Annotated in this window: 18 protein-coding genes; 4 read left to right on the forward strand and 14 right to left on the reverse strand. The window is 71.6% G+C overall.

All coding sequences use genetic code 11. The features are described 5' to 3' along the window. Window positions 1-43 precede the first annotated feature (43 nt). The 13 genes from CP978_RS10080 to rsmH all read right to left on the reverse strand — a co-directional run bounded on the left by CP978_RS10080 (window position 44) and on the right by rsmH (window position 15,725). Window positions 44-763: a YggS family pyridoxal phosphate-dependent enzyme gene (locus CP978_RS10080; RefSeq protein WP_043439559.1), complete on the reverse strand. Its 720-nt coding sequence runs from the start codon at window positions 761-763 to the stop codon at window positions 44-46. Between the two features lie 6 nt (window positions 764-769). Continuing rightward, a complete protein-coding gene (gene pgeF, locus CP978_RS10085) occupies window positions 770-1,498 on the reverse strand; it encodes a peptidoglycan editing factor PgeF (protein ID WP_043439561.1) in 729 nt (242 codons plus the stop codon). After that, window positions 1,495-2,682, reverse strand: a complete 1,188-nt coding sequence (ftsZ, locus tag CP978_RS10090; RefSeq protein WP_043439564.1) for a cell division protein FtsZ — start codon at window positions 2,680-2,682, stop codon at window positions 1,495-1,497. The genes pgeF and ftsZ overlap by 4 nt, the downstream gene beginning before the upstream one ends. Window positions 2,683-2,960: 278 nt before the next feature. Further along, window positions 2,961-3,743, reverse strand: a complete 783-nt coding sequence (locus CP978_RS10095; RefSeq protein ID WP_043439567.1) for a cell division protein FtsQ/DivIB — start codon at window positions 3,741-3,743, stop codon at window positions 2,961-2,963. A 41-nt stretch (window positions 3,744-3,784) separates the two neighbouring features. Then, complete coding sequence (gene murG / locus CP978_RS10100; protein WP_043439570.1) at window positions 3,785-4,876, reverse strand: undecaprenyldiphospho-muramoylpentapeptide beta-N-acetylglucosaminyltransferase; 1,092 nt, start codon at window positions 4,874-4,876, stop codon at window positions 3,785-3,787. A 6-nt stretch (window positions 4,877-4,882) separates the two neighbouring features. Beyond that, the gene (ftsW, locus tag CP978_RS10105) at window positions 4,883-6,217 is read right to left on the reverse strand and encodes a putative lipid II flippase FtsW (protein ID WP_043439573.1); all 1,335 of its coding nucleotides are present in this window, start codon (window positions 6,215-6,217) and stop codon (window positions 4,883-4,885) included. Window positions 6,218-6,396: 179 nt separating this feature from the next. Continuing rightward, entirely contained in the window at window positions 6,397-7,821 is a 1,425-nt protein-coding gene (gene murD / locus CP978_RS10110; protein WP_150478186.1) for a UDP-N-acetylmuramoyl-L-alanine--D-glutamate ligase, read from the reverse strand. After that, on the reverse strand, window positions 7,803-8,876 hold the full coding sequence (gene mraY / locus CP978_RS10115) for a phospho-N-acetylmuramoyl-pentapeptide-transferase (RefSeq protein ID WP_043439576.1): 1,074 nt from the start codon (window positions 8,874-8,876) through the stop codon (window positions 7,803-7,805). The genes murD and mraY overlap by 19 nt, the downstream gene beginning before the upstream one ends. Next, complete coding sequence (locus tag CP978_RS10120) at window positions 8,873-10,288, reverse strand: UDP-N-acetylmuramoyl-tripeptide--D-alanyl-D-alanine ligase (protein ID WP_043439579.1); 1,416 nt, start codon at window positions 10,286-10,288, stop codon at window positions 8,873-8,875. The genes mraY and CP978_RS10120 overlap by 4 nt, the downstream gene beginning before the upstream one ends. 4 nt (window positions 10,289-10,292) lie before the next feature. Next, window positions 10,293-11,888: a UDP-N-acetylmuramoyl-L-alanyl-D-glutamate--2,6-diaminopimelate ligase gene (locus CP978_RS10125; protein ID WP_043439581.1), complete on the reverse strand. Its 1,596-nt coding sequence runs from the start codon at window positions 11,886-11,888 to the stop codon at window positions 10,293-10,295. 216 nt (window positions 11,889-12,104) lie between these two features. Next, window positions 12,105-14,060 (reverse strand): peptidoglycan D,D-transpeptidase FtsI family protein, encoded by a 1,956-nt coding sequence (locus CP978_RS10130; RefSeq protein WP_278190174.1) that lies wholly within the window; start codon window positions 14,058-14,060, stop codon window positions 12,105-12,107. Window positions 14,061-14,065: 5 nt separating this feature from the next. Next, on the reverse strand, window positions 14,066-14,746 hold the full coding sequence (ftsL, locus tag CP978_RS10135; protein WP_150478188.1) for a cell division protein FtsL: 681 nt from the start codon (window positions 14,744-14,746) through the stop codon (window positions 14,066-14,068). A gap of 22 nt (window positions 14,747-14,768) precedes the next feature. After that, window positions 14,769-15,725, reverse strand: a complete 957-nt coding sequence (gene rsmH / locus CP978_RS10140; protein WP_079162076.1) for a 16S rRNA (cytosine(1402)-N(4))-methyltransferase RsmH — start codon at window positions 15,723-15,725, stop codon at window positions 14,769-14,771. A 417-nt stretch (window positions 15,726-16,142) separates the two neighbouring features. Here rsmH and CP978_RS10145 point away from each other — a divergent pair, with 417 nt between their 5' ends. The 4 genes from CP978_RS10145 to CP978_RS10160 all read left to right on the forward strand — a co-directional run bounded on the left by CP978_RS10145 (window position 16,143) and on the right by CP978_RS10160 (window position 21,880). Next, window positions 16,143-16,685, forward strand: coding sequence for a beta-class carbonic anhydrase (locus CP978_RS10145; protein ID WP_043439584.1), 543 nt, complete (start codon window positions 16,143-16,145; stop codon window positions 16,683-16,685). A gap of 268 nt (window positions 16,686-16,953) precedes the next feature. Further along, on the forward strand, window positions 16,954-18,018 hold the full coding sequence (locus CP978_RS10150; RefSeq protein WP_079162077.1) for an AAA family ATPase: 1,065 nt from the start codon (window positions 16,954-16,956) through the stop codon (window positions 18,016-18,018). Beyond that, window positions 18,018-19,376, forward strand: coding sequence for a DUF58 domain-containing protein (locus CP978_RS10155; RefSeq protein WP_043439589.1), 1,359 nt, complete (start codon window positions 18,018-18,020; stop codon window positions 19,374-19,376). The genes CP978_RS10150 and CP978_RS10155 overlap by 1 nt, the downstream gene beginning before the upstream one ends. Then, window positions 19,373-21,880 (forward strand): transglutaminase TgpA family protein, encoded by a 2,508-nt coding sequence (locus tag CP978_RS10160; protein ID WP_043448367.1) that lies wholly within the window; start codon window positions 19,373-19,375, stop codon window positions 21,878-21,880. Before CP978_RS10155 ends, CP978_RS10160 begins: the two co-directional genes overlap by 4 nt. 263 nt (window positions 21,881-22,143) lie before the next feature. Here CP978_RS10160 and CP978_RS10165 read toward each other — a convergent pair whose 3' ends face one another. Beyond that, the gene (locus CP978_RS10165) at window positions 22,144-22,539 is read right to left on the reverse strand and encodes a DUF3040 domain-containing protein (RefSeq protein WP_043439592.1); all 396 of its coding nucleotides are present in this window, start codon (window positions 22,537-22,539) and stop codon (window positions 22,144-22,146) included. Window positions 22,540-22,733 lie beyond the last annotated feature (194 nt).

Here is a 22,733-nt window from a genome sequence, read left to right on the forward strand (position 1 = left end):
GCAATGACCATATTTTCTGCTGTGGTCCGACTTCTTGGCGACGTTACCCGAGCCGGGGGCGGACTCCGAGTACCGCAGTACCGACGCGCACATGTGTCGCCCCGGCGGCCACGGCCTGTTCGAGGTCCGAACTCATCCCCGCCGAGACCATGGTTGCAGCCGGATGAGCCCGGCGCAGGTCGGTCGACAAATCCATCAACCGCTCGAAGGCCGCCTGTTGACGCCCCGCATACTCCCCGGCGAGCGGAGCGACGGTCATGAGGCCGTCCAGCCTCAGCCCCGGAGCCTCGGCGACGAGGTCGCCCAACTCTTCGACCCCCTCGGGGGCCACACCTCCGCGCTCTCCCCGCCCGCCTTCGCCCGCGTCGAGCGCGACCTGGAGGAGACACCCCAGCTCGCGACCGGCCCGCACCGCCTCCTTCGACAGGGCCGCGACCAGCCGGGAACGATCGATCGACTGCACCACACCCGCGTAACCGACCACGGATCGCACCTTATTGGTCTGCAATTGACCGACAAAATGCCATGTGAGCGAAAGATCCGAACATGCCGCCGCCTTGGGCGCCGCGTCCTGATCGCGGTTCTCGGCCACATGACGCACACCGAGCTCCGACAGAATCCGCACATCGTCGGCGGGATAGGTCTTGGTGACCACGATCAGGGTCACCTCTTCCCGCCTGCGCCCGGCGGCCGCGCACGCGGCCACGATGCGCTCCTCGACCTCGGCGAGATTCGCGGTGATGTATTCCTTACGGTCCTTCATGCCTCATCAGTCCAGCCAGACATAACCCGCGAGCCGCCCGGTGGTGCGGTCGCGGCGGTACGAGAAGTGATCGGCCGACTCACGCGTGCACACCGGCGACTGCTCCCGGTCGGGCACCCCGAGCCGTTCGAGCTGGGCATGCACCCCGGCGGTCACATCGACCGCCGGGGTGCCCCAGCTGGTCTCGGAGTGCGCCGCCGGCTCGACGGCGGACACCTCGGCGCGCATCGCCTCCGGCACCTCGTAGCACCGGCCGCAGACCGCGGGGCCCGTGCGCGCGACCACACGGGACGGCTCGGCGCCCAGTTCCATCATCGCTCGCACGGCGGCGGGCACGACCCCGGCGACCATGCCGGGCCGGCCGGCGTGGGCCGCGGCCACCACACCGGCGACCGGGTCGGCGAGCAGAACAGGTGTGCAGTCGGCGGTGAGCACGGCGAGTGCCAGGCCGCGCCGGACGGTGACGATCGCGTCCACCTCGGGCACCGGCCTTTCACCCCAAGGAGCGTCGACCACGGCCACATCCGGCCCGTGCACCTGGTTCATCCACACCACCAGGTCGGGGTCGAGCCCCAGCGACCGCGCCGCCCGTTCCCTGTTGGTACGGACCGCGTCGGGGTCGTCCCCGACCGCGCCGCCGAGATTGAACTCCTCGTACGGAGCGGCGCTCACTCCGCCCCACCGGTCGGTGAAGGCGAAATGCGCGCCGCTGACGGTGTCGAGCTGACCTATCACTTGAGGAAGTCCGGCACGTCCAGCTCCTCGGCCGCGCTGTCCGAGTAGGTCCGCGACGGCGGGATCGGCGGGGCGATGGGGAGTTCGGCCACCGGCTCGGGGGCGGGCTCCGGCGCCTCCTTCGGTGTGACGCTGCCGAGCGCGCCGAAGGTCGGACGGCTCTCCGCCGGCCTGACCACCGGCTCCTCACGCTTGGCCGCGGACGAGCCGAGCACGTTCTCCCGCTTGGCCGGGGGCTGGCCGCCGTCGAAGCCGGCGGCGATCACGGTGACCCGCACCTCGTCGCCCAGCGCGTCGTCGATCACCGCACCGAAGATGATGTTGGCCTCGGGGTGCGCGGCCTCGCTCACCAGCTGGGCGGCCTCGTTGATCTCGAAGAGACCGAGGTCGGACCCGCCGGAGATGGACAGCAGCACTCCGCGGGCGCCGTCGATGGACGCCTCGAGCAGCGGTGAGGAGATCGCCATCTCGGCCGCGGCCACCGCGCGGTCGTCGCCGCGCGCCGAGCCGATGCCCATGAGGGCCGAACCGGCCTCGGACATCACGGACTTGACGTCGGCGAAGTCCAGGTTGATCAGGCCGGGGGTGGTGATGAGGTCCGTGATGCCCTGGACACCGGAGAGCAGGACCTGGTCGGCCGACTTGAAGGCGTCCAGGACGGAGACCTGACGGTCGGAGATCGACAGCAGCCGGTCGTTGGGGATGACGATGAGGGTGTCGACCTCTTCGCGGAGCTCGGCGATGCCGTCCTCGGCCTGGTTGGCGCGGCGCCGCCCCTCGAAGGTGAACGGCCGGGTGACCACGCCGATGGTGAGGGCGCCGAGGGAGCGTGCGATGTTGGCCACGACGGGTGCGCCGCCGGTGCCGGTGCCGCCGCCCTCGCCGGCCGTCACGAAGACCATGTCGGCCCCCTTGAGAACCTCCTCGATCTCCTCGCGGTGGTCCTCGGCGGCCTTGCGGCCGACGGCCGGGTTGGCCCCGGCCCCGAGTCCGCGGGTGAGTTCGCGGCCGACGTCCAGCTTGACGTCGGCGTCGCTCATCAACAGAGCTTGCGCGTCGGTGTTGATGGCGATGAACTCGACGCCTTTGAGACCGACTTCGATCATCCGGTTGATGGCATTGACACCACCGCCGCCGACACCGATGACCTTGATGACTGCGAGGTAGTTCTGCGGTGCTGCCACGTCGAAGGCCTCTCGCCTCGAATTACGTTGCCGTCGTCCCGCGGGTGGCCCGCGGTGCGGCGGCAGATGCCGATGGGGACGGTCCGAACGCCGGCCCGAACCCTAACCCTGAAGTTTAGAGTTACCAGTGTGTCTGTTCCCTGGACTCTTCCGAACAGGACACTAAGTCGACACCTGGCGCCCGTTCAACGAACACGCCGAACCTCCCGTTTTTCTTTTCACCCTATGTGATCAGCCATGGCCCCGCCCAACCAGGGACGAGCTCGTGCGACTGTGCGTCAACTGCCCGATGACGCCGGGGCGGTGGGCACGCTGACGTCGAAGTGCCGTGCCCGGGGCGCGGTTTTCATCAGCGCGGCCAGTGTGGCCGCCTTCGCCCGGCCCCGCTCGGAGCTGCCCCAGACGACGGTCCGGCCGCCGCTCAGCTCCAGCGAGACGGCGTCGTAGGAACGGACCTTGACGGTGCGCAGGTCACGGGCGACGTCGGCGGGAAGGTCCCGGGTGACACGGGCCGCCTCACGGACCAGCCGCGTGGTGCCGAAGCGGCTCAGCGAGGCGGACCGGGTCACCGTCAGTTCCAGCGCGGGAACGGACTTCGGACGCTGGGGGATCGTGGCGTACCGCACGCCCCCCTTGTCCACTTCGATGAACTTCCCACCGCTTGCGAGAATCAGAACGGGAGTACGTTCAGTCACGTTCAGCCCGATTCCGTGCGGCCAGGAGCGTACGACCTCCACCGAGTCGATCCGGGGCAATTCCCGGCGCAGACGCGCCTCGATCTCATCGGTGTCCAGAGAGATCAGGGGTGTTCCGAGCCGCACACCGGCGGCCTCGCGCACCTGAGCGTCGGTCATGACCCGCGTCCCGGAGACGGACACACGGGTCAGGCGCAACCATGAGGAGCCGTACAGCAGCCAGACCGAACCGCCCGTCGCCATCACCACCAAGAAAAGGATGATGAGCATACGGAGACGGAACAGCCGTGCCGCACGGGGCGGCCGGAGCGAGCCGGACTCGGGCTTCTGCCGTGCACCGCGCTCGGCGGTCGTCGGTCCGGCCACGCTCCCTGCCTTCCGTCATGCGTACCTGGTGCCGTCGGGCCCTACTGCCGGCGCGAGGCGATCGCCTCGTACACCATCCCGACGAGCAGCTCGTCGGCGTCCCGGCGGCCGAACTCCGCGGCGGCACGGGACATCTCGTACAGCCGGTGCTGATCGGTGAGCACGGGCAGCACGTTCTGCTGGAGCCACTCCAATGTCAGCTCCGCGTCGTCGACCAGCAGTCCACCGCCGGCCTTGACCAGCGGCTGGGCGTTCAGCCGCTGTTCGCCGTTGCCGATGGGCAGCGGGACATAGGCGGCCGGCAGTCCGACGGCGGAGAGCTCGGCGACGGTCATCGCACCCGCGCGGCAGAGCATCATGTCGGCCGCGGCATACGCGAGGTCCATCCGGTCCACATACGATACCGGGATGTAGGGGGGCATACCCCGCATCCGGTGCACCTGCGGCAGTTCGTTCTTCGGGCCGACCGCGTGCAGGATCTGGACGCCGGACTGCTGGAGGTAGGGAGCGGCCTGCTGCACCACCTCGTTGAGCCGACGGGCGCCCTGCGAGCCACCGGAGACCAGCAGCGTCGGCAGGTTCGGGTCGAGACCGAACGCGGCCCGCGCCTCGGGACGCACCGCGGCACGGTCCAGGGTGGCGATGGAGCGGCGCAGCGGGATGCCGATGTACCGGGCGCCCCGCAGCTTGCTGTCCGGGGTGGAGACGGCCACCTGGGCGGCGTACCGCGAGCCGATCTTGTTGGCCAGCCCGGGGCGCGCGTTGGCTTCGTGGATGACGATCGGCACGCCGAGCCGCTTGGCGGCCAGATAGCCGGGCAGGGCGACATAGCCGCCGAAGCCGACGACGACGTCCGCCTTGGTGCGCTCCAGAATCTGCTCGGCCGCCTTGATCGTGCCGCGCAGCCGCCCGGGGACGGTGATCAGCTCGGGGGTGGGCTTGCGCGGCAGGGGCACGGCGGGGATCAGAGCCAGTTCATAGCCCCGCTCGGGGACGAGCCGGGTCTCCAGGCCGCGTTCCGTGCCCAGTGCCGTGACCCCCACGGACGGGTCCTGCCGCCGCAGGGCGTCCGCGAGGGCGAGCGCGGGCTCGATGTGGCCGGCGGTCCCCCCACCGGCGAGTACGACATGCACCGAAATTCACCGCTCTCCGGACGAACGCACCACTGGGGCACGCCGTCGCATCGTGTTCCATCTCCGAGGTCCCGGAGGGCCTCCCGCCCGCTTTCTACCAAAGCGGGGTTGCCGCATCGCAAGCGCCGCCCGCGCAGCGGGCTCGTCACGCGCGAAAGCGATCAGCAGCCCGATGGCGAACATGGTCGGCAGCAGGGCGGACCCTCCGTAGGAGAACAGCGGGAGAGGGACGCCGGCGATCGGCAGCAGGCCGAGCACCGCACCGATGTTGATCACCGCCTGAGCGGTGATCCAGGTCGTCACGCCTCCCGCGGCATACCTCACGAAGGGGTCCTCCGTGCGTCCGGCCACGCGGATACCCGCATAGCCTAGAGCCGCGAAGAGGGCGAGTACCGACAGCGTCCCCACAAGGCCCAGTTCCTCACCGGTGACAGCGAAGATGAAGTCGGTGTGGGCTTCGGGGAGTTGCCCCCATTTCTCCACACTGGCCCCCAGTCCGGACCCGAAGATCCCGCCGGATGCCAGGGCGTAGATGCCGTGCACGGCCTGCCAGCACTGATCACGGGGACCGGGATCGGTGGCGCCGATGCACTCCAGGCGCGCCAGCCGGTGGGGGCTGGTCCTGATGGCGATGGCGGAGAGCACCACGGCGACGCTCAGCACCCCGGCGAACAGCCGGGTGGGCGCCCCCGCGGTCCACAGCAGCCCGAACAGGATCGCGGTCAGGATGATCGCCGTTCCCATGTCGCCGCCGAGCATGATCAGCCCGAGCAGCAGGAGGGTCATCGGGACCAGCGGCACCAGCATGTGCTTCCACTGTGTGAGCAGCCGCCTCTCCTGCTTGCGGGCGATCAGGTCCGCGCCCCAGAGCACCAGCGCGAGCTTGCCGAACTCGCTGGGCTGGATCATGAAGGAACCGCCGAGGGAGATCCAGTTCTGGTTCCCGTTGACCGTGATCCCGATCCCGGGCACCTGGACGAGGACCAGCAGGACGACGGATCCGGCCAGGATCGGGTAGGCGAACGCCCGGTGGAGCTTCACGGGAATCCGGGCGGCGACGAGCAGCAGCAGGGCGCCGATCGAGGCCGCCAGGAACTGCTTCCGGAAGAAGTAGGAGCCGGGCAGCGACATCTGCAGCGCGGTGATCTGCGAGGCCGAGTAGACCATCACCAGGCCCAGCACGGTGATCAGCGGGCTGGCACCGAGGACCAGATAGTAGGCGGTGAGGGGCCGGTCCAGAGCGCGTCGCACCCGCGTCTGGAACCGGATCACGGGGTTGTCGCGCGAAACGCGGGAGGGCCGCCGCCCCGGCGCGCGCCGGACCGTACCGCTGCCGGCCATCACCGGCTCCCGCCGTCGCCGTGGGGCGTTCTCCCGCACGGCGCGGGCCCTGGCGGCAGGACGGGCCGGCGCGCCGCCGTACCGGCGGCCGAGAACCGCCGACGAGACCCCGACCACATCCCTGTCACGCGTCCCTCCCAAGGGTTCCGGGCGCGCCCGGAACGGCCCCGGACGCGCCGTCAGGCGTCCGCGGAGCCGAGTTCGCGGACGGCCTCCGCGAACGCGTCCCCGCGCTTGTTGTAGTTCGCAAACATGTCCATGGAGGCGCAGGCGGGAGCCAGCAGCACCGTGTCCCCGGTGTGTGCGAGTCCCTGTGCCTCCCGTACAGCCGCACGCATCGCCCCAGTGTCGGTCCGTTCGAGGTCGACGACGGGTACTTCCGGCGCGTGTCGCGCAAGGGCTTCGCGGATCAGGGCACGATCCGCGCCGATCAGCACCACGCCCCGGAGCCGCTCGGCCGACTCCGCGACCAACTCGTCGAAGGACGCGCCCTTGGCGAGCCCGCCGGCGATCCACACGATCGACCCGTAGGCCGCCAACGAGGCCTGGGCCGCGTGGGTGTTGGTGGCCTTGGAGTCGTCGATGTAGGCGACGCCGTCCACGTCCGCCACATGCGCGATGCGGTGGGCGTCCGGGGTGAAGGCCCGCAGGCCGTCCCGTACGGCCTCGGCGGGCACCCCGAAGGCTCGTGCGAGGGCCGCCGCGGCAAGGGCGTTGGCGATGTTGTGCGGGGCCGGCGGGTGGACGTCGGAGACCTCCGCCAGCTCCTGTGCGTTCTTCTGCCGGTCCGCCACGAAGGCGCGGTCGACCAGGATGCCGTCCACCACGCCGAATTGGGACGGGGCGGGCGTGCCGAGCGTGAAACCGACGGCCCGGCAGCCCTCCTCGACGTCCGCCGCGCGCACCAGGTCCTCGGTGGCCTTGTCGGCGGCGTTGTAGACGCAGGCGACCCGATTGCCCTCGTAGACACGGCCCTTGTCGGCGGCGTACGCCTCCATGGAGCCGTGCCAGTCGAGGTGATCGGGCGCCAGGTTGAGCACGGCCGCCGAGTGGGCGCGCAGCGAGGGAGCCCAGTGGAGCTGGTAGCTCGACAGCTCCACCGCCAGGACGTCGTACCGCTCCTCGCCGAGCACGACGTCCAGCAGCGAGACCCCGATGTTGCCGACCGCGGCCGTGCGCAGGCCCGCGGCCTCGAGGATCGAGGCGAGCATCTGCACGGTCGTGGTCTTGCCGTTGGTCCCCGTGACGGCGAGCCAGGGGGCCGCGTCGGGGCCGCGCAGCCGCCAGGCCAGTTCGACGTCGCCCCAGACCGGGACGCCCGCCTCGGCCGCGGCGGCGAACAGCGGCTTGTCCGGCTTCCAGCCGGGTGCGGTGACGATCAGCTCGGTGCCTTCGGGCAGGGTGGTGTCACCGAGGCGGACGGCGATCCCGAGCGCCTCCAGCTCCGCGGCCTGCTGCCGGGCCCGCTCGTCGTCACCGTCGTTGACGACGGTCACGACGGCGCCGAGCCCGTGCAGCGCCTTCGCCGCCGGGAGGCCGGAGACCCCGAGTCCCGCGACGGTGACGTGCTTCCCCTGCCAGTCGGTCACTTTTCGGCTGCCCATCCCGCGTAGAAGATGCCAAGGCCCACGATGACGCAAATGCCCTGAATGATCCAGAAGCGGACCACGACCAGCACTTCGGACCAGCCCTTGAGCTCGAAGTGGTGCTGGAGCGGAGCCATCCGGAAGACGCGCTTCCCGGTGAGGCGGAACGAGCCGACCTGGATGACCACCGACATGGTGATCAGGACGAAGAGACCGCCCAGCAGCGCGAGCAGCAGCTCGGTGCGGGAGCAGATGGCCAGACCCGCGAGCGCGCCGCCCAGGGCCAGCGAGCCGGTGTCACCCATGAAGATCTTGGCGGGCGAGGTGTTCCACCACAGGAAGCCGAGGCAGGCGCCCATGAGCGCGGAGGAGACCACGGCGAGGTCGAGCGGATCTCGCACCTCGTAGCAGGCGGCCGGGTTGATCAGGGTCTGGGCGTTGGCACAGGACTCCTGCCACTGCCAGACGCCGATGAACGTGTAGGCACCGAAGACCAGCACGGAGGCGCCGGTGGCGAGGCCGTCGAGTCCGTCGGTGAGGTTCACGCCGTTCGACATGGCGAGGATCATGAACAGCGCCCAGACCACGAACAGCACCGGGCCGATGGTCCAGCCGAAGTCCTGCACGAAGGAGAGCTTGGTGGAGGCCGGGGTGTTGCCCCGGGCATCCGCGAACTGCAGGGCCAGCACCGCGAAGGCGATACCGCCGATCAGCTGGCCGGCCATCTTCGCCTTGGCCCGCAGGCCCAGCGAGCGCCGCTTGACGATCTTGATGTAGTCGTCCAGGAAGCCGACCAGGCCCATGCCGCCCATCAGGCCGAGCACCAGCAGCCCGGAGAAGGTCGGCGGTTTACCCGTGATCACCTTGGACAGGAAGTACGCGGCGATGGTCGCCAGGATGAACGCGATACCACCCATGGTGGGGGTACCGCGCTTGCTGGCGTGCTCACGGGGACCGTCGTCCCGGATGTACTGGCCGTAGCCCTTGCGGGCCAGCAGCTTGATCAGCAGCGGGGTGCCGATCAGGGTGAGGAACAGACCAATGACTCCTGCGAACAGGATCTGTTTCATCATCGGACGGCAACCTCACCCTCGGCACCGGTCTCGAGCAGCGCCTGCGCCACGCTCTCCAGACCGACCGACCGGGACGCCTTCACGAGTACGACGTCTCCCGGGCGCAACTCGCTGCGCAACAGGTCGATCGCCGCCTGTGCGTCGGACACGTGCACCGACTCCTCACCCCACGAACCCTCGTTATATGCGCCCAGTTGCAGCCAGGACGCTTCCCTGCCCCCGACCGCGACGAGCTTGCTGACGTTGAGCCGGACGGCGAGCCGTCCGACCGCGTCGTGCTCGGCGAGCGCCTCGTCCCCGAGCTCGGCCATCTTGCCGAGCACCGCCCACGTGCGCCGTCCCTCGCCCATCGCCGCGAGCGCGCGCAGGGCGGCTCGCATGGACTCGGGGTTCGCGTTGTAGGCGTCGTTGACGACCGTCACGCCGTCCGGGCGCTCGGTGACCTCCATCCGCCAACGGGAGAGGGTGCCCGCCTCGGAGAGCGCGAGGGCGATCTCGTCTGCGGACATGCCCAGCTCATGGGCGACGGCGGCCGCGGCGAGCGCGTTCGACACGTGGTGCTCACCGTACAGGCGCATGGTCACATCGCTTGCACCGGAGGGTGTGTGAAGTCTGAAGGCGGGCTGTCCGGTGTCCGTGAGTCTCACGTTCTCGGCGCGTACGTCCGCTTCGTCGGACTCTCCGAAAAGAAGCACCTTCGCCTTCGTTCGGGACGCCATGGCCCGTACCAACGGGTCGTCGGCGTTGAGGATCGCGACGCCGCCCTCGTCCCCACCGGGGAGGCTCTCGACCAGCTCGCCCTTCGCCTGTGCGATCTGCTCCCGGCCGCCGAACTCGCCGATGTGGGCGGTGCCGACATTGAGCACCAGGCCGATCCTCGGCGGGGTCAGTCCGGTGAGGTGGCGGATGTGGCCGATGCCACGCGCGCCCATCTCCAGGACCAGGAACCGCGTCCGCTCGGTGGCGGCGAGGGCGGTCAGCGGCAGCCCGATCTCGTTGTTGAGCGAGCCGGGCGTCCAGACGGTGGGCGCCTTGCGCTGGAGCACCTGGGCGATCAGGTCCTTGGTGCTGGTCTTGCCGGCGGAGCCGGTGAGGGCCACCAGGGTCGCCCCGAGCCGCCGGACGACATGGCGCGCCAGGGCGCCGAGGGCGGCCTGCACATCGTCCACGACGATCGCGGGCACGCCGACGGGGCGGGACGCCAGCACGGCCACGGCGCCCGCCTCGACGACCGCCGGGGCGAAGTCGTGTCCGTCCACGCGTTCGCCGACGAAGGCGACGAAGAGGCCGCCGGGCTCCACCTCTCGGGAGTCCCGGACGACCGGCCCGGTGACTTGGACGGACGGGTCCGGTATGTCATGCGTCTGCCCGCCGACGACTTCTGCGATCTCGGCGAGGGAGAGGGCGATCACAAGTTCATCCCTGGGTTTTCTGGATAGCTTCGCGAAGCACCTGGCGGTCGTCGAAGGGACGGACCACCGAGGCGATGTCCTGACCCTGTTCGTGGCCCTTGCCCGCGACCAGCACGGTGTCCCCGGGCCGCGCGAGAGCGACGGCCGCGGCGATGGCCGCGGCCCGGTCCTCGAAGACCTGCACCTCACCGCGCTGGTCCGCGGGCACGGAGGCCGCACCCTGGAGCATGGTGGCGAGGATCGCGAGGGGGTCCTCGGAGCGGGGGTTGTCGGAGGTCAGCAGGGCGGTGTCGGCGAGCCGGGCCGCGGCGGCGCCCATCGGGGCGCGTTTGGTGGTGTCCCGGTCCCCGCCGCAGCCGAGCACGACGTGCAGTCTGCCCTTGGTGATCTTACGCAGGGCGCGCAGCACCGATTCCACGGCGTCGGTCTTGTGGGCGTAGTCCACGACCGCGAGATAGGGCTGCCCGGCGTCCACGCGCTCCAGCCGGCCCGGGACGCCCGGCACGGCGGCGATGCCGTCGGCCGCGGTCTGAGGGTCGGCCCCGGCCGCGGCGAGCGCGACGATCGCGGCGAGGGTGTTCGCCACGTTGAAGGAGCCCGGCAGCGGCGACCTCGCGGAGATCCTCAGGCCCTCGGGGCCGAGCACGGTGAAGGTGGAGTCCAGCGGGCCGATCCGGACGTCCACGGCGCGCCAGTCGGCGTCGGGTGCGCCCTCGGCGGAGTAGGTGACGACCGGGACGCCGGCCTCCGCGGCGAGTCTGCGTCCGTACTCGTCGTCGTGGTTGACGACGCCGAGCCTGCTGCGCCGGTCGGTGAACAGCTGTGCCTTGGCCCGGTAGTAGTCCTCCATGTCGGAGTGGAACTCCATGTGTTCCGGGCTGAGGTTGGTGAAGACGGCGATGTCGAAGACGCAGCCGTCGACGCGGCCGAGGACCAGCGCATGGCTGGAGACCTCCATGGCCACCGCCTCGACCCCGCGCTCCCGCATGACCGCGAACAGCGCCTGAAGATCGGTGGCTTCGGGAGTGGTGCGCTCGGACTTGATGCGCTCGTCGCCGATGCGGGTCTCGACGGTGCCGATCAGTCCCACCCGTGGCCCGCCGTGCTCGGCGGACCCGGCGCCGCGCCCCTCGCGCGCCGCCTCGTCGGCGGCAGCGGTGTCCGCGCTCCGGGCGGCCCTGAGGCCGCCCTCGACGAGATAGGCGGTGGTGGTCTTGCCGGAGGTGCCGGTGATGCCGATCTGGAGCAGATCGCGGCCCGGGTGACCGTAGATCGCGGCCGCCAGCTCGCCCATCCGCCCGCGCGGGTCGTCGGCCACCAGCACCGGCAGCCCGGTGGCGGCGGCGCGCTCGGCACCGGTGGGGTCGGTGAGCACGGCGACGGCGCCGAGGCCGGCGGCCTGGGCGGCGAAGTCGGCGCCGTGCAGTCGGGCGCCGGGCAGCGCGGCGTACAGGTCGCCGGGGCGGACGGCGCGGGAGTCATGGGTGATGCCCGTCACCCGGGCGGTGCCCTGCGGGGCGGCGACACCCAGCTGACCGGCGAGCTCCGCGAGAGGTGTGGCGGAGACATGAACCGGTCGCGGCGGCCCCTGAGGGTTCACGGGGGCGCCCTTCCGGGCGGTTTGGGACTGATCAGCGTGCGACACGGCGGTGAGCGTACCGGGCTCACCCCCGCCGGAGCTAAAAGAGCGCCCGGGGGCTGTGTGGTCCGGCAGGGGTGACCGGGCGGGCGAGGACGGAGGCTGGGCCTGGTTCCCGGGATCGGGAGTGATCGTTGTCACGAGCGTGTTCCTGGTCGGTCTTTCCCGTAGTGCTGATCATGGCGTGAAAGTGACGGGCAGGTTCGCGGCGGCGGCCCCGGTGGGCGGGACCTGGAGGGTCTTGAGGGCGAACTCCATGACCTGCTTGAAGACGGGTCCGCAGATCTGTCCGCCGAAGTAGCTGCCCTTGGTGGCGTTCTGGATGGCGCAGTAGACGGTGACCCGGGGCTTGTCGGCGGGGGCGAACCCGGCGAAGGAGGAGGTGTAGCCGCGGTACTTGCCGGTGGCCGGATCCACGCGGTTGGCCGTGCCCGTCTTGCCCGCGACCCGGTAACCGGGGATCCGTGCCGCGGCGCCGGTGCCCTGTTCGTCGTCCACCACCGACTCCAGCATCTCGGCAAGGGTCCTGGCCGTCTTCTCGCTGACGACCCTGGTCCGCTCGGGCTTCGGGGCCGGTGTGAAGCGACCGTCCGGGCCCTTGGTGCCGCGCACCAGGGTGGGTTCCACGCGGACCCCGCCGTTGGCGATGGTGGAGTAGACGGACGCGGCCTGCAGCGCGCTGATCGAGACGCCCTGACCGAAGGGAATGGTGTACTGCTGCGAGGTCGACCAGGTGTCGGGCGGTGCCAGGATGCCCTTGGTCTCGCCGGGGAACCCCAGTCCGGTGGAACTGCCGATGCCGAACTTGCGCAGATACGAGTAGAGGACCTGGTTGGCCTCCGCCTGGGTCTTGCCCAGCTGGCCGGTCGCCAGGATGGTGCCGATGTTGCTGGACTTGGCGAGGACCCCGTTCAGTGTCAGATACCAGGTGGCGTGGTCCACGTCGTCCTGGAAGAGGCGGTCGCCGCGGTGCAGCCGGTTGGGCACGGTGACATGCGTCATCGGGGTGGCGGCGTTCTCCTCCAGCACCGCCGCCATCGACATGACCTTGGCGGTGGAACCGGGCTCGTAGGCGTCCTGGAGGGCCGCGTTGCCCAGGTCCGCCGGGTTGGCCCTGGAGAGGTCGTTGGGGTTGAAGCCGGGCGAGTTCGCCATGGCCAGGATCTGACCGGTCCCGGTGTCCGTCACCACCACGTATCCGCGGTCCGCGTGGGACTTCTTCACCTGCTCGGTGATGGCGCTCTGCGCGGCCCACTGGATGTCGCGGTCGAGGGTCAGCTCCACGTCCGAGCCGGCCACGGCGGGCGTCTCGGTGGAGGCCGCGGTGGGCACCAGTCGGCCGCCCGACTGGGCATAGCGGATCTTGCCGTCCTTGCCCGCCAGCGCCTCGTCGAGCTGCTGCTCGATGCCGCCGCCGCCCCGCCCCTCGGCGTTGACCCAGCCCAGTGTGCCGGCGGCGAGGTCGCCGTTCGGGTAGACCCGCTTGCTGGTGGGCTCGGCCAGGACACCGGCCAGGACGTTGACCGTGCTCCGGTCGGACAGGGCCTTGGCCGCCAGGGTGCTCTTCAGATCCTTGATCTGGTTCCAGACCTGCGGGGTCTGCCGGCGTGCCAGCAGGACATAGCGGGTGTTCGGGGTCTTGAGCTGGCGGGTGACCACGGCGACGTCCTGGCCGATGATCGGGGCGAGCAGCGCGGCGGCCTGCGCGGGCGCGTCCCGCACCTCGGTGGCCTCGGGGGTGAACAGCGTCGGGTCGGCCGTGATGTCGTAGGCGTCCACGCTGGAGGCCAGCTCGACGCCGTTGCGGTCCGTGATCTCACCGCGTACGGCCGACAAGGTGCGGCCGACATAGCGGTTCAGGTCGGCCTTGGCCGCGTAGGCGTGCGCGTCCACTCCCTGCACCTGGACCAGACGGACCACGAAGGCGAGCAGCACCAGGGTCAGGCCGAGGCTGACCAGACGCAGCCGGGGGCGGGGGCTGCCGAGGCGGATGGTGCGTCCCGCGGCTGCCCGGGGCGGGGCCGGGCGGCGCGCGGATGGACGGGGGCCGGGGGCCGGGCGGCGCCGGGCGTCGGGGCGCGCGGGCCGGGCAGGGCCGGGCACGCGGCGGCGTGGCGGTTCCCTGGTGGACACTTCCGTCACCTGCCGGGGGTCGTGGAGGGATGTACGGGCGGGGTGGTGGCGATGGTCCTGGGCACGGCGGGGGCCCTCGGGGAGGGCGTGACCGTGGGCGCGGCGGAGGCCGCCGGGGAGTGCGTGGCGGAGGGCGCCGGGGAGTGCGTGGCGGAGGGCGTGGCGGAGGGCGGGACCGGGGAGCCGGCCGTCGGTCCGGCGCCTCCCGCGGGTGACGGCGCCGCCGGCGCGGTCGGGGAGGGGCCGGGCACCTCGGGCGGGCGCAGCGACGCGGGACCGGCCGCCGACGGGTCGGCGGCGGTGCTGTCCGAGGCGGGCTCGGCGGCTGCCGAGGGGACGCCCTTGACGCTGCCGTCGGGGTCGAGGAAGGCGGGGTCGCCGCCGGGGACCATGCCGAGTTCATGGGCGCGGCGCTGCAGGGCGTCGGGGGCCGAGTAGGCGTCCACGTCCCGCTGGAGGGCCTGCTCCTCGTCGGTGAGGCTCTTGGTCCCGCGCTGCAGGTCACCGATCTTGAACGCGCCCTCGCTGAGCGCGGAGTTCAGCATGAGGAGCCCGATGAGTCCGCCGCCCAGCAACAGGACGACCAGCAGGACGAAGGGGGTGCGGGCGGCGCCGCCGCCGCGGGCGGCGGGGATCAGCCGGGCGAGCCGGGCGGCCCGCCCTCTGAGCTTCGGTGTTCTGGTCACGCGCCCACCCCCTTCGTCCGACTCACTCGGCGTCCTCGCGGATGCGTTCGGCGCCGCGCAGGCGTGCCGGGGCCGCTCGGCGGTTCGCGGCGACCTCCTCCTCGGTGGGAAGTTCGGCACCGCGGGTCAGAAGCTTGAGCCGGGGCTGATAGCGCTCGGGGACGACCGGCAGACCGGGGGGCGCGGTGGTCGCGGCACCGGCCGCGAGTACCTGCTTGACCAGCCGGTCCTCGAGCGAGTGATAGGAGAGGACGGCGATCCGGCCGCCGACCGCCAGCGCCTTCACGGCCGCGGGGATCGCCCTTTCCAGGACGGCGAGTTCCCCGTTGACCTCGATGCGCAGCGCCTGGAAGGTGCGCTTGGCCGGGTTGCCCCCGGTGCGCTTGGCCGCCTGCGGCAGCGCGTCGCGGATCAGCGTCACGAGCCGCGCGCTGTTGGTGAAGGGCTCCTTCTCGCGCTCCCGCACGATCGCGGACACGATCCGCTTGGCCTGCTTCTCCTCGCCGTAGGCCCGCAGGATCCGCACGAGTTCGCCCGCCGGATAGGTGTTGAGGACCTCGGCGGCGCTCAGGCCCGTCGTCTGGTCCATGCGCATGTCCAGCGGGGCGTCCTGCGCATAGGCGAAACCCCGGTCCGCCTCGTCGAGTTGCATGGAGGAGACGCCGAGGTCGAAGAGCACGCCCTGGACGCGTGGCAGGCCCAGCCGGTCGAGCACGGCGGGCAGTTCGTCGTAGACCGCGTGCACCAGGGTGGCGCGCTCCCCGAAAGGGGCGAGCCGCCGGCCGGACAGCCGCAGCGCTTCCTTGTCGCGGTCGAGCGCCACGAGCCGGGCGTCGGGGAAGCGGGTCAGCAGCGCCTCGCTGTGGCCGCCGAGGCCCAGGGTGCAGTCGACGACCACGGCCCCCGGCTCGGCGAGGGCCGGGGCCAGCATGTCCAGACATGCCTGGAGCATGACGGGCACGTGTCGGCTCTTGCTCAAGGGGGCCTCTCAGATCCGGCACGCCGGTCCGCACCGCCGGATCCCCCGCTGCTCTCGGGGGGAGGCCTGCCGGCGCCGGAAGCGTCAGCCGGCCGGGAGCGGGGAGGAAGCCGAGCCGTACGTACGCGCCGCGCACGTGGGGAGAAACCGGCGCACCGCCGGCTCTTCGGGTGAACAGTCCGCGGGGAAGTTTCTCGCCTCCCGCTTCGCGTCACTTTAGTCGACCCCGTCCCGCGGTCAATCAACCGGCCTGCGCGTCGCGTGCCCGGGCCGGGGCGCGGTTCGAGGCCGTGGGATTCACCCGTACGGGCGGAGGTTTCACAGCGCGTGTGGGGTGCGTCACAACAAGCGGCGGTGGCGTTCTTTGTCCGCTCTCACAGCAGGCCGGGTCCGGCGGCGGCCAGTAACGTCATCGGTATGACGACATCCGCATCCGTTCCCGCCGGCACCGAGAGCGCCGTGGTCGGCACCGTCACCGATCGCCTCGTGGAGGCCAACGGGCGGTACGCCGCCGCGTTCAGCGATCCCGGGATGGACGCCCGCCCCGTTCTCCGCGTCGCTGTGGTGGCCTGCATGGACGCCCGGCTCGACCTGCACGCCGCGCTCGGCCTCGAGCTGGGCGACTGCCACACCATCCGCAACGCGGGCGGCGTCGTCACCGACGACGTGATCCGCTCCCTGACCATCAGCCAGCGGGCGCTGGGCACCAGCAGCATCGTCCTCATCCACCACACCGGCTGCGGTCTTGAGTCCCTGACCGAGGATTTCCGGCACGACCTGGAGATGGAGGTCGGCCAGCGGCCCGCCTGGGCGGTCGAGGCCTTCCGCGACGTCGAACAGGACGTGCGGCAGTCGATGCAGCGGGTGCGCACCTCCCCCTTCCTGCTGCACACCGGCGATGTGCGGGGTTTTGTCTTCGATGTGAAGACGGGCCTGCTGCGGGAGATCGACCCCGCCTGACGTTGTGCGGCCCGCCCGCCGGGCCGCACACCGCACTGCCCTCAGCCATCCTTTCGGACATGTGTCCCAGCTCTCGCCCGCCGGAAAGACCGCAAGACCGACATGTCACCGCCAGTTGTCCACAGGCGAGTGACACGAACCGGTAACGGCAACAAGAATGCGGGGGTGACGTCACGCGGAGCCTTTCGCGTGGTGTCCGTGTTTCGGGGTGGGCCGGTCCGCGACGTCGAGCGTCGGCCCAGGAGCAAAAACGGGCCGAGGAGGGCCGGTGACGACCTATGACGATCGGGCGAGCCTGGGGAATTCCCCCGCTCGAGCGGAGCCGAGGGTGGGCGATGATCTGACCGCCACCATGGAGCGCGTCCGCAGTTCGGTGGAAGCAGTGATCGAGGGCAAACCCGAGGTCGTGCGGCTTTCGCTGACGGTGCTGCTCGCCGAGGGACATCTTCTGATCGAGGATGTTCCCGGCGTCGGCAAGACGATGCTCGCCAAGGCGCTGGCCCGCTCCATCGACTGCTCGGTGCGGCGCATCCAGTTCACGCCCGATCTGCTGCCCTCGGACATCACCGGCGTCTCCATCTGGGACCAGCAGCGCCGGGACTTCGAGTTCAAGCCCGGCGCGATCTTCGCCCAGATCGTGATCGGTGACGAGATCAACCGCGCCTCGCCCAAGACCCAGTCCGCGCTCCTGGAGTCCCTGGAGGAGCGCCAGGTCACCATCGACGGCACCACCTATGAACTGCCCAGCCCCTTCATGGTGGTCGCCACCCAGAACCCGGTGGAGATGGAGGGCACCTATCCGCTGCCCGAGGCGCAGCGCGACCGTTTCATGGCCCGTGTCTCCATCGGCTACCCGAGCGCGGACGCCGAGCTGCAGATGCTGGACATCCACGGCGGGGTGAACCCGCTGGACGATCTCCAGCCGGTGGCGCACGCCCACGACATCCTGAAGCTGGTGGAGGCCGTCCGGAACGTCCATGTCGCGGAGTCGGTCCGGCGCTATGCGGTGGACCTGGTCGCCGCCACCCGCACCCACCCCGACCTCAGGCTCGGCGCCTCCCCGCGTGCCACGCTGCACCTGCTGCGCGCGGCCCGGGCCGCCGCCGCGCTGAACGGCCGGGAGTACGCGCTGCCCGACGATGTGCAGGCCCTGGCCGTGGCGATCCTGGCCCACCGTCTGCTGCCCACCGCCCAGGCCCAGCTCAACCGCCGTACGGCGGAGCAGGTCGTGGAGGAGATCCTCCAGGGCACCCCGGTGCCGACGGTCGCCGGACAGCAGTCCGGCCTCGCCGTGGGCGGCGGTTACGGCCGGCAGCAGTTCCGGAGGCCGTGATGACGCACGGGGGGACGGCGCGCGCCCCGGCGGAGGGCGGGGGCGGGCTGCGCACCACGCTCGCCGGGCTGACCACGCGCGGACGCTCGTTCCTGGCCGCCGGTGTCGCGGCCGCGATCTGCGCCTATGTCCTCGGCCAGAGCGATCTGCTGCGGGTCGGTCTGCTGCTGGCGGCGCTGCCCCTGGTGTGCGCCACGGTGCTGCACCGCACCCGCTACCGGGTCGCGAGCAGCCGCAGGCTCTCCCCCGCGCATGTGCCCGCGGGCTCCGAGGCCCGGGTCCATCTGCGGATGGACAATGTCTCGCGGCTGCCCACCGGGCTGCTGATGCTCCAGGACCGGGTGCCGTATGTGCTCGGGCCGCGCCCGCGTTTCGTCCTGGACCGGATGGAGGCGGGCGGACGACGCGAGGTGTCCTACCGCGTCCGCTCCGATCTGCGCGGCCGCTACCCGCTGGGCCCGCTCCAGCTGCGTCTGACCGATCCGTTCGGCATGTGCGAACTGACCCGTTCCTTCTCCACCTACGACACCCTGACGGTCGTCCCGCGGGTGGAGCCGTTGCCCCCGGTGCGGCTCACGGGCGAGGCGAGGGGATACGGCGACGGGAGGGAACGCTCGCTGGCACTGGCCGGTGACGACGATGTGATCCCGCGCGGCTACCGGCACGGCGACGATCTGCGCCGGGTGCACTGGCGCTCCACCGCGCGCCACGGCGAGCTGATGGTGCGCCGCGAGGAACAGCCGCAGCGGGCCCGGTGCACGGTACTGCTCGACGCCCGGGGCACCGCCTACCCGGGGTCGGGACCCGACTCGGCCTTCGAGTGGGCGGTGTCGGGCGCGGCGTCCACGCTGGTGCACATGCTCGAACGCGGCTTCTCCGTAAGACTGTTGACCGATACGGGCAGTTCGGTTCCGGGAGCGGGCTCGGACGGGTTCGCCGGCGCCAGCCAGGAGACCGCGGACGCGGCGGGGCTGATGATGGACACGCTCGCGGTGATCGACCACTCGGACGGCACGCGCCTGTCCCCCGCCTATGACGTGCTGCGCGGCGGGCACGAGGGGCTGCTGGTGGCCTTCTTCGGCGATCTCGACGAGGAACAGGCCGCGGTGGCCGCGAAGATGAGCAGGCGCAGCGGGGGCGCGCTCGCCTTTGTGCTGGACCCGCGGGCCTGGGGAGGTGAACCGGCCGAGGGGCCGGAGTTGTCGGAGACGGGCGAGGAGCGGTTGCGGATGCTGCGTGAGGCGGGCTGGACCGCCCTGGCGGTGCCCCCGGGCGCCTCGTTGACGGAGCTGTGGCGGACCGCCGACCGGCAGCGCACCCGCCCGGGCGCCCTGAGCGGTGCGCAGGGGTGGTCATGAGCGGGCGGGCCCGGCTGGCGCTGTGCGCCGCGACGGCGACGCTGATGGCGGCGTGCGCCCTGATCCCGCTGGTGACCCCCGCGACCTGGATCCTCCAGGCGGCTTTCCTGGTGGCGGTGCAGTCCGGGGTGGGCGTACTGGCCCGGCGGATGCCGTCGGCTCGGGTGCTGGCCCTCGGATGTCAGGCGCTGGTCTCCCTGGTGCTGCTCACCGCGCTGTTCGTCCATGACGAGTCCATCGCCGGGTTCGTCCCGGGGCCCGACGCCTTCGCCCGCTTCGGGGAACTGCTGCAGTCGGGCGTGGACGACGTGGGGCACTATGCGGCCCCGGCGCCGCTGACACCGGGGATCCGGCTGATGGTCGTCGGCGGGGTGCTGGTGATCGGGCTGCTGGTGGACGCGCTGGCGGTGACGTTCCGCGCGGCGGCCCCGGCCGGGCTGCCGCTGCTCGCGCTGTACTCGGTGGCCGCGGGCCTCTCGGACGGCGGCGAGGACTGGCTGTGGTTCCTGGTCGCCGGGGCCGGCTATCTGATGCTGCTGCTGGCCGAGGGCCGCGACCGGCTCTCCCAGTGGGGCCGGGTCTTCGGCGGTGCCTCCCGCTCCCCGGGCGTGGAATCCGGCGGCGCCGTCGCCCCCGTCCGCGCCGGGCGGCGCATCGGTGTGGTCGCGCTGGGCCTCGCTCTGGCGGTGCCGGTCGCCCTGCCCTCGCTCCCGAACGGCCTGCTGGACTCCGAGGGCCGCGTCGGCGGCATCGGCGACGGCGGCACCATCCGGGCGGTGAACCCCCTGGTGTCGCTGCGCGACAGCCTCAATGTCAACGAGGACCGCCAGGTCATGGTGTACCGCACCGACACGGACAACACCCGGGACATGTATCTGCGGATCGTGGCCCTGGACGACTTCGACGGCACCACCTGGAAACCCGCCCAGCGTCATGTCACCAGCGTGCCCCGCACGTTCCCCACCCCGAGCGGCCTCGCGGGCGACGTGCGACGGGCCGAGATCGAGACGCGGATCTCGGCGGCGGACTGGTACGCCCAGAACTGGCTGCCGATGCCGTATCCGGCGACGGGCGTGAAGCTCAAGGGCAGCTGGCGGTACGAGCCGGTGGGCCGGACGCTGGTGGGCGACCGCGGGCAGAACACCCGTGGTCTGCAGTACGACGTCAAGAGCCTGATCGTGCAGCCGACCGCGGAGCAGCTGGCCACGGCTCCGGAGCCGCCGCCGACGCTGAAGCGCGAGTTCACCAAGGTGCCGTCGTCCCTGCCGGAGGACGTGGCCCGGACGGCCCGCAAGGTGACGAAGGGTGCCTCCAACCGCTACGAGCAGGCCGTCAGGCTCCAGGACTACTTCGCCTTCGACGGCGGCTTCACCTACAGCACCCAGGTGAAGGTCGGCAAGGGACCGAGCGCGATCAGCCGGTTCCTGGAGAACAAGGAGGGCTTCTGCGTCCACTTCTCCTTCGCGATGGCCGCCATGGCGCGAACCCTCGGCATACCGGCCCGGGTCGCGGTGGGCTTCACCCCGGGTTCGCCGCAGGCGGACGGTTCGATGGCGGTGGGCCTGCGGGACGCGCACGCCTGGCCCGAGCTGTACTTCGAGGGTGTGGGCTGGACCCGTTTCGAGCCGACCCCGAACCGCGGCACGACCCCGGCGTACGCCCGGTCGGACACGCCGAGCACGGAGAACCCGGCCGCCACGGAACCGTCGGGGTCCTCCTCCACGGCACCGTCCGCGGCCCCGTCGGTGGGTGAGAGCTGCTCGGCCGTCGCGCGCAAGCTGGAGGCGTGTCCGAGCCAGTCCTCGAACTCCCTGACGGTCTCCGGGGGCGGCGGTCCGCCCTGGTACCAGACCCTGGGGTGGACCCTGCTGGGGCTGGTGCTGGTCGCGGTGCCCCTGGTGCCGATGCTGTGGCGGCTGCGGAGCCGGGCGAGACGGCTGTCCTCCGCCCGGCACGCGCCGTCCGCCTCGCCGCAGCCGTGGGTACGCCGCCGGGAGCGTGGGGACGGCGGGCGGTCCGCCGGGATCGAGATGGCGGTCCTGCCGGGCGAGGCTCCCCCGGCCGCGGTGACCGAGGCGGCCGTGGACCACACCCTGGCCGTGTGGCACGAGCTCACGGACACGGCGTGGGACTACGGCATCGCACCCGATGACGCGCTGACCCCGCGGAAGGCCGCCGCGCGGATCGCGCGGCTCGGCCGGCTGGACGCACCGGCCACCGCGGCGGTGCACCGGGTCGCCGACGCGGTGGAACAGGTGCTGTTCGCCCCGCAGCCGCGCGCCCAGGACCGGCTGGCCGACGATGTCCGCACGGTGCGGGCGGCGCTGCGGTCCACGGCGGACCGCCGGACCCGGGTGCGCGCGGTCCTGGCACCGCGGTCGGCGCTGCGCGCGGTCTGGGCCGCCGGAGAGCGCTGGGCGGCCTTCACGGCTCGCTGGTCGGAACGCCGGGCCGCCCTGGTACGGCGCCTGGTACCACGACCGTCGGACCAGCGAGGCGGCTGACGTCCGGCCCAGGCTGACGTCCGTCCCCGTCGGCCCCGCTTCCGGGGCCGACGGGGCCCTCTCCCGTGCGTCCCCGACCACCGGGGCCGCCGAGGGGACGGCAGACCCGCGGTGCGTCCCGAGAACGGCGCGAAGCCGACCCTCAGTGCCCCGGGGAAACGAGGGCACGGGGGCACGGGGCACGGGGCACGACAAAGGGGCGACCACCTCACGGTGATCGCCCCTGTACGTTGCGTTCGGGCGCGGGAACCCGGGTGGAGCCCCTAGTGGCCCTGTTCGTCCCGGCGCCGCTGCCAGCGCTCTTCGATGCGGTCCATCATCGACCGCCGCTGCCGGACCTGTCGACGAGGTCCCGGCTGGGCGCCGGGCGCCGGCTGCTCACCCGGCTTGGGAGCCTTGCGCCATCCCGTCACGACGAGGACCGCACACCCCAGCATGACGAGGAATCCCACCACGCTGATCCAGATCTGCTTGGCGACCATTCCGGCCATGAGCAGCGCAATACCCACCAGGAAGCCCACGGCTGCCTGGTACACCCGCCGTCGGGTGTAGGTACGCAGCCCGCTTCCCTCAAGCGCTGTCGCGAACTTGGGATCTTCGGCGTACAGCGCTCGCTCCATCTGCTCGAGCATGCGCTGCTCGTGCTCCGAGAGCGGCACGGAGTCCTCCTCATCGTGCAGTCGCCGGGGCGACCGGGGGTCCCCTTCAGGATAGGCAGGGAATCGCCCCCTTGAAACCCGCCCCTCTACGCCAATTGGCCAACCGGAACCCGCCATGGCCGTCCGGGCTCACTGAGGCTTCCATTCCCCGGTGGCCGACCCGTCATGCCGGATGGTCTCCCTCGATCATACGG

It is taken from the genome of Streptomyces nodosus (genome assembly GCF_008704995.1).
GTDB lineage: Bacteria > Actinomycetota > Actinomycetes > Streptomycetales > Streptomycetaceae > Streptomyces > Streptomyces nodosus.

Coding starts and splice junctions, on each gene's coding strand:
- mraY (WP_043439576.1), bottom strand. CDS start 8,876: ATGATGAAACAGATCCTGTTCGCAGGAGTCATTGGTCTGTTCCTCACC.
- CP978_RS10155 (WP_043439589.1), top strand. CDS start 18,018: ATGACGCACGGGGGGACGGCGCGCGCCCCGGCGGAGGGCGGGGGCGGG.
- CP978_RS10145 (WP_043439584.1), top strand. CDS start 16,143: ATGACGACATCCGCATCCGTTCCCGCCGGCACCGAGAGCGCCGTGGTC.
- CP978_RS10080 (WP_043439559.1), bottom strand. CDS start 763: ATGAAGGACCGTAAGGAATACATCACCGCGAATCTCGCCGAGGTCGAG.
- murD (WP_150478186.1), bottom strand. CDS start 7,821: ATGGGCAGCCGAAAAGTGACCGACTGGCAGGGGAAGCACGTCACCGTC.
- CP978_RS10160 (WP_043448367.1), top strand. CDS start 19,373: ATGAGCGGGCGGGCCCGGCTGGCGCTGTGCGCCGCGACGGCGACGCTG.
- ftsW (WP_043439573.1), bottom strand. CDS start 6,217: ATGGCCGGCAGCGGTACGGTCCGGCGCGCGCCGGGGCGGCGGCCCTCC.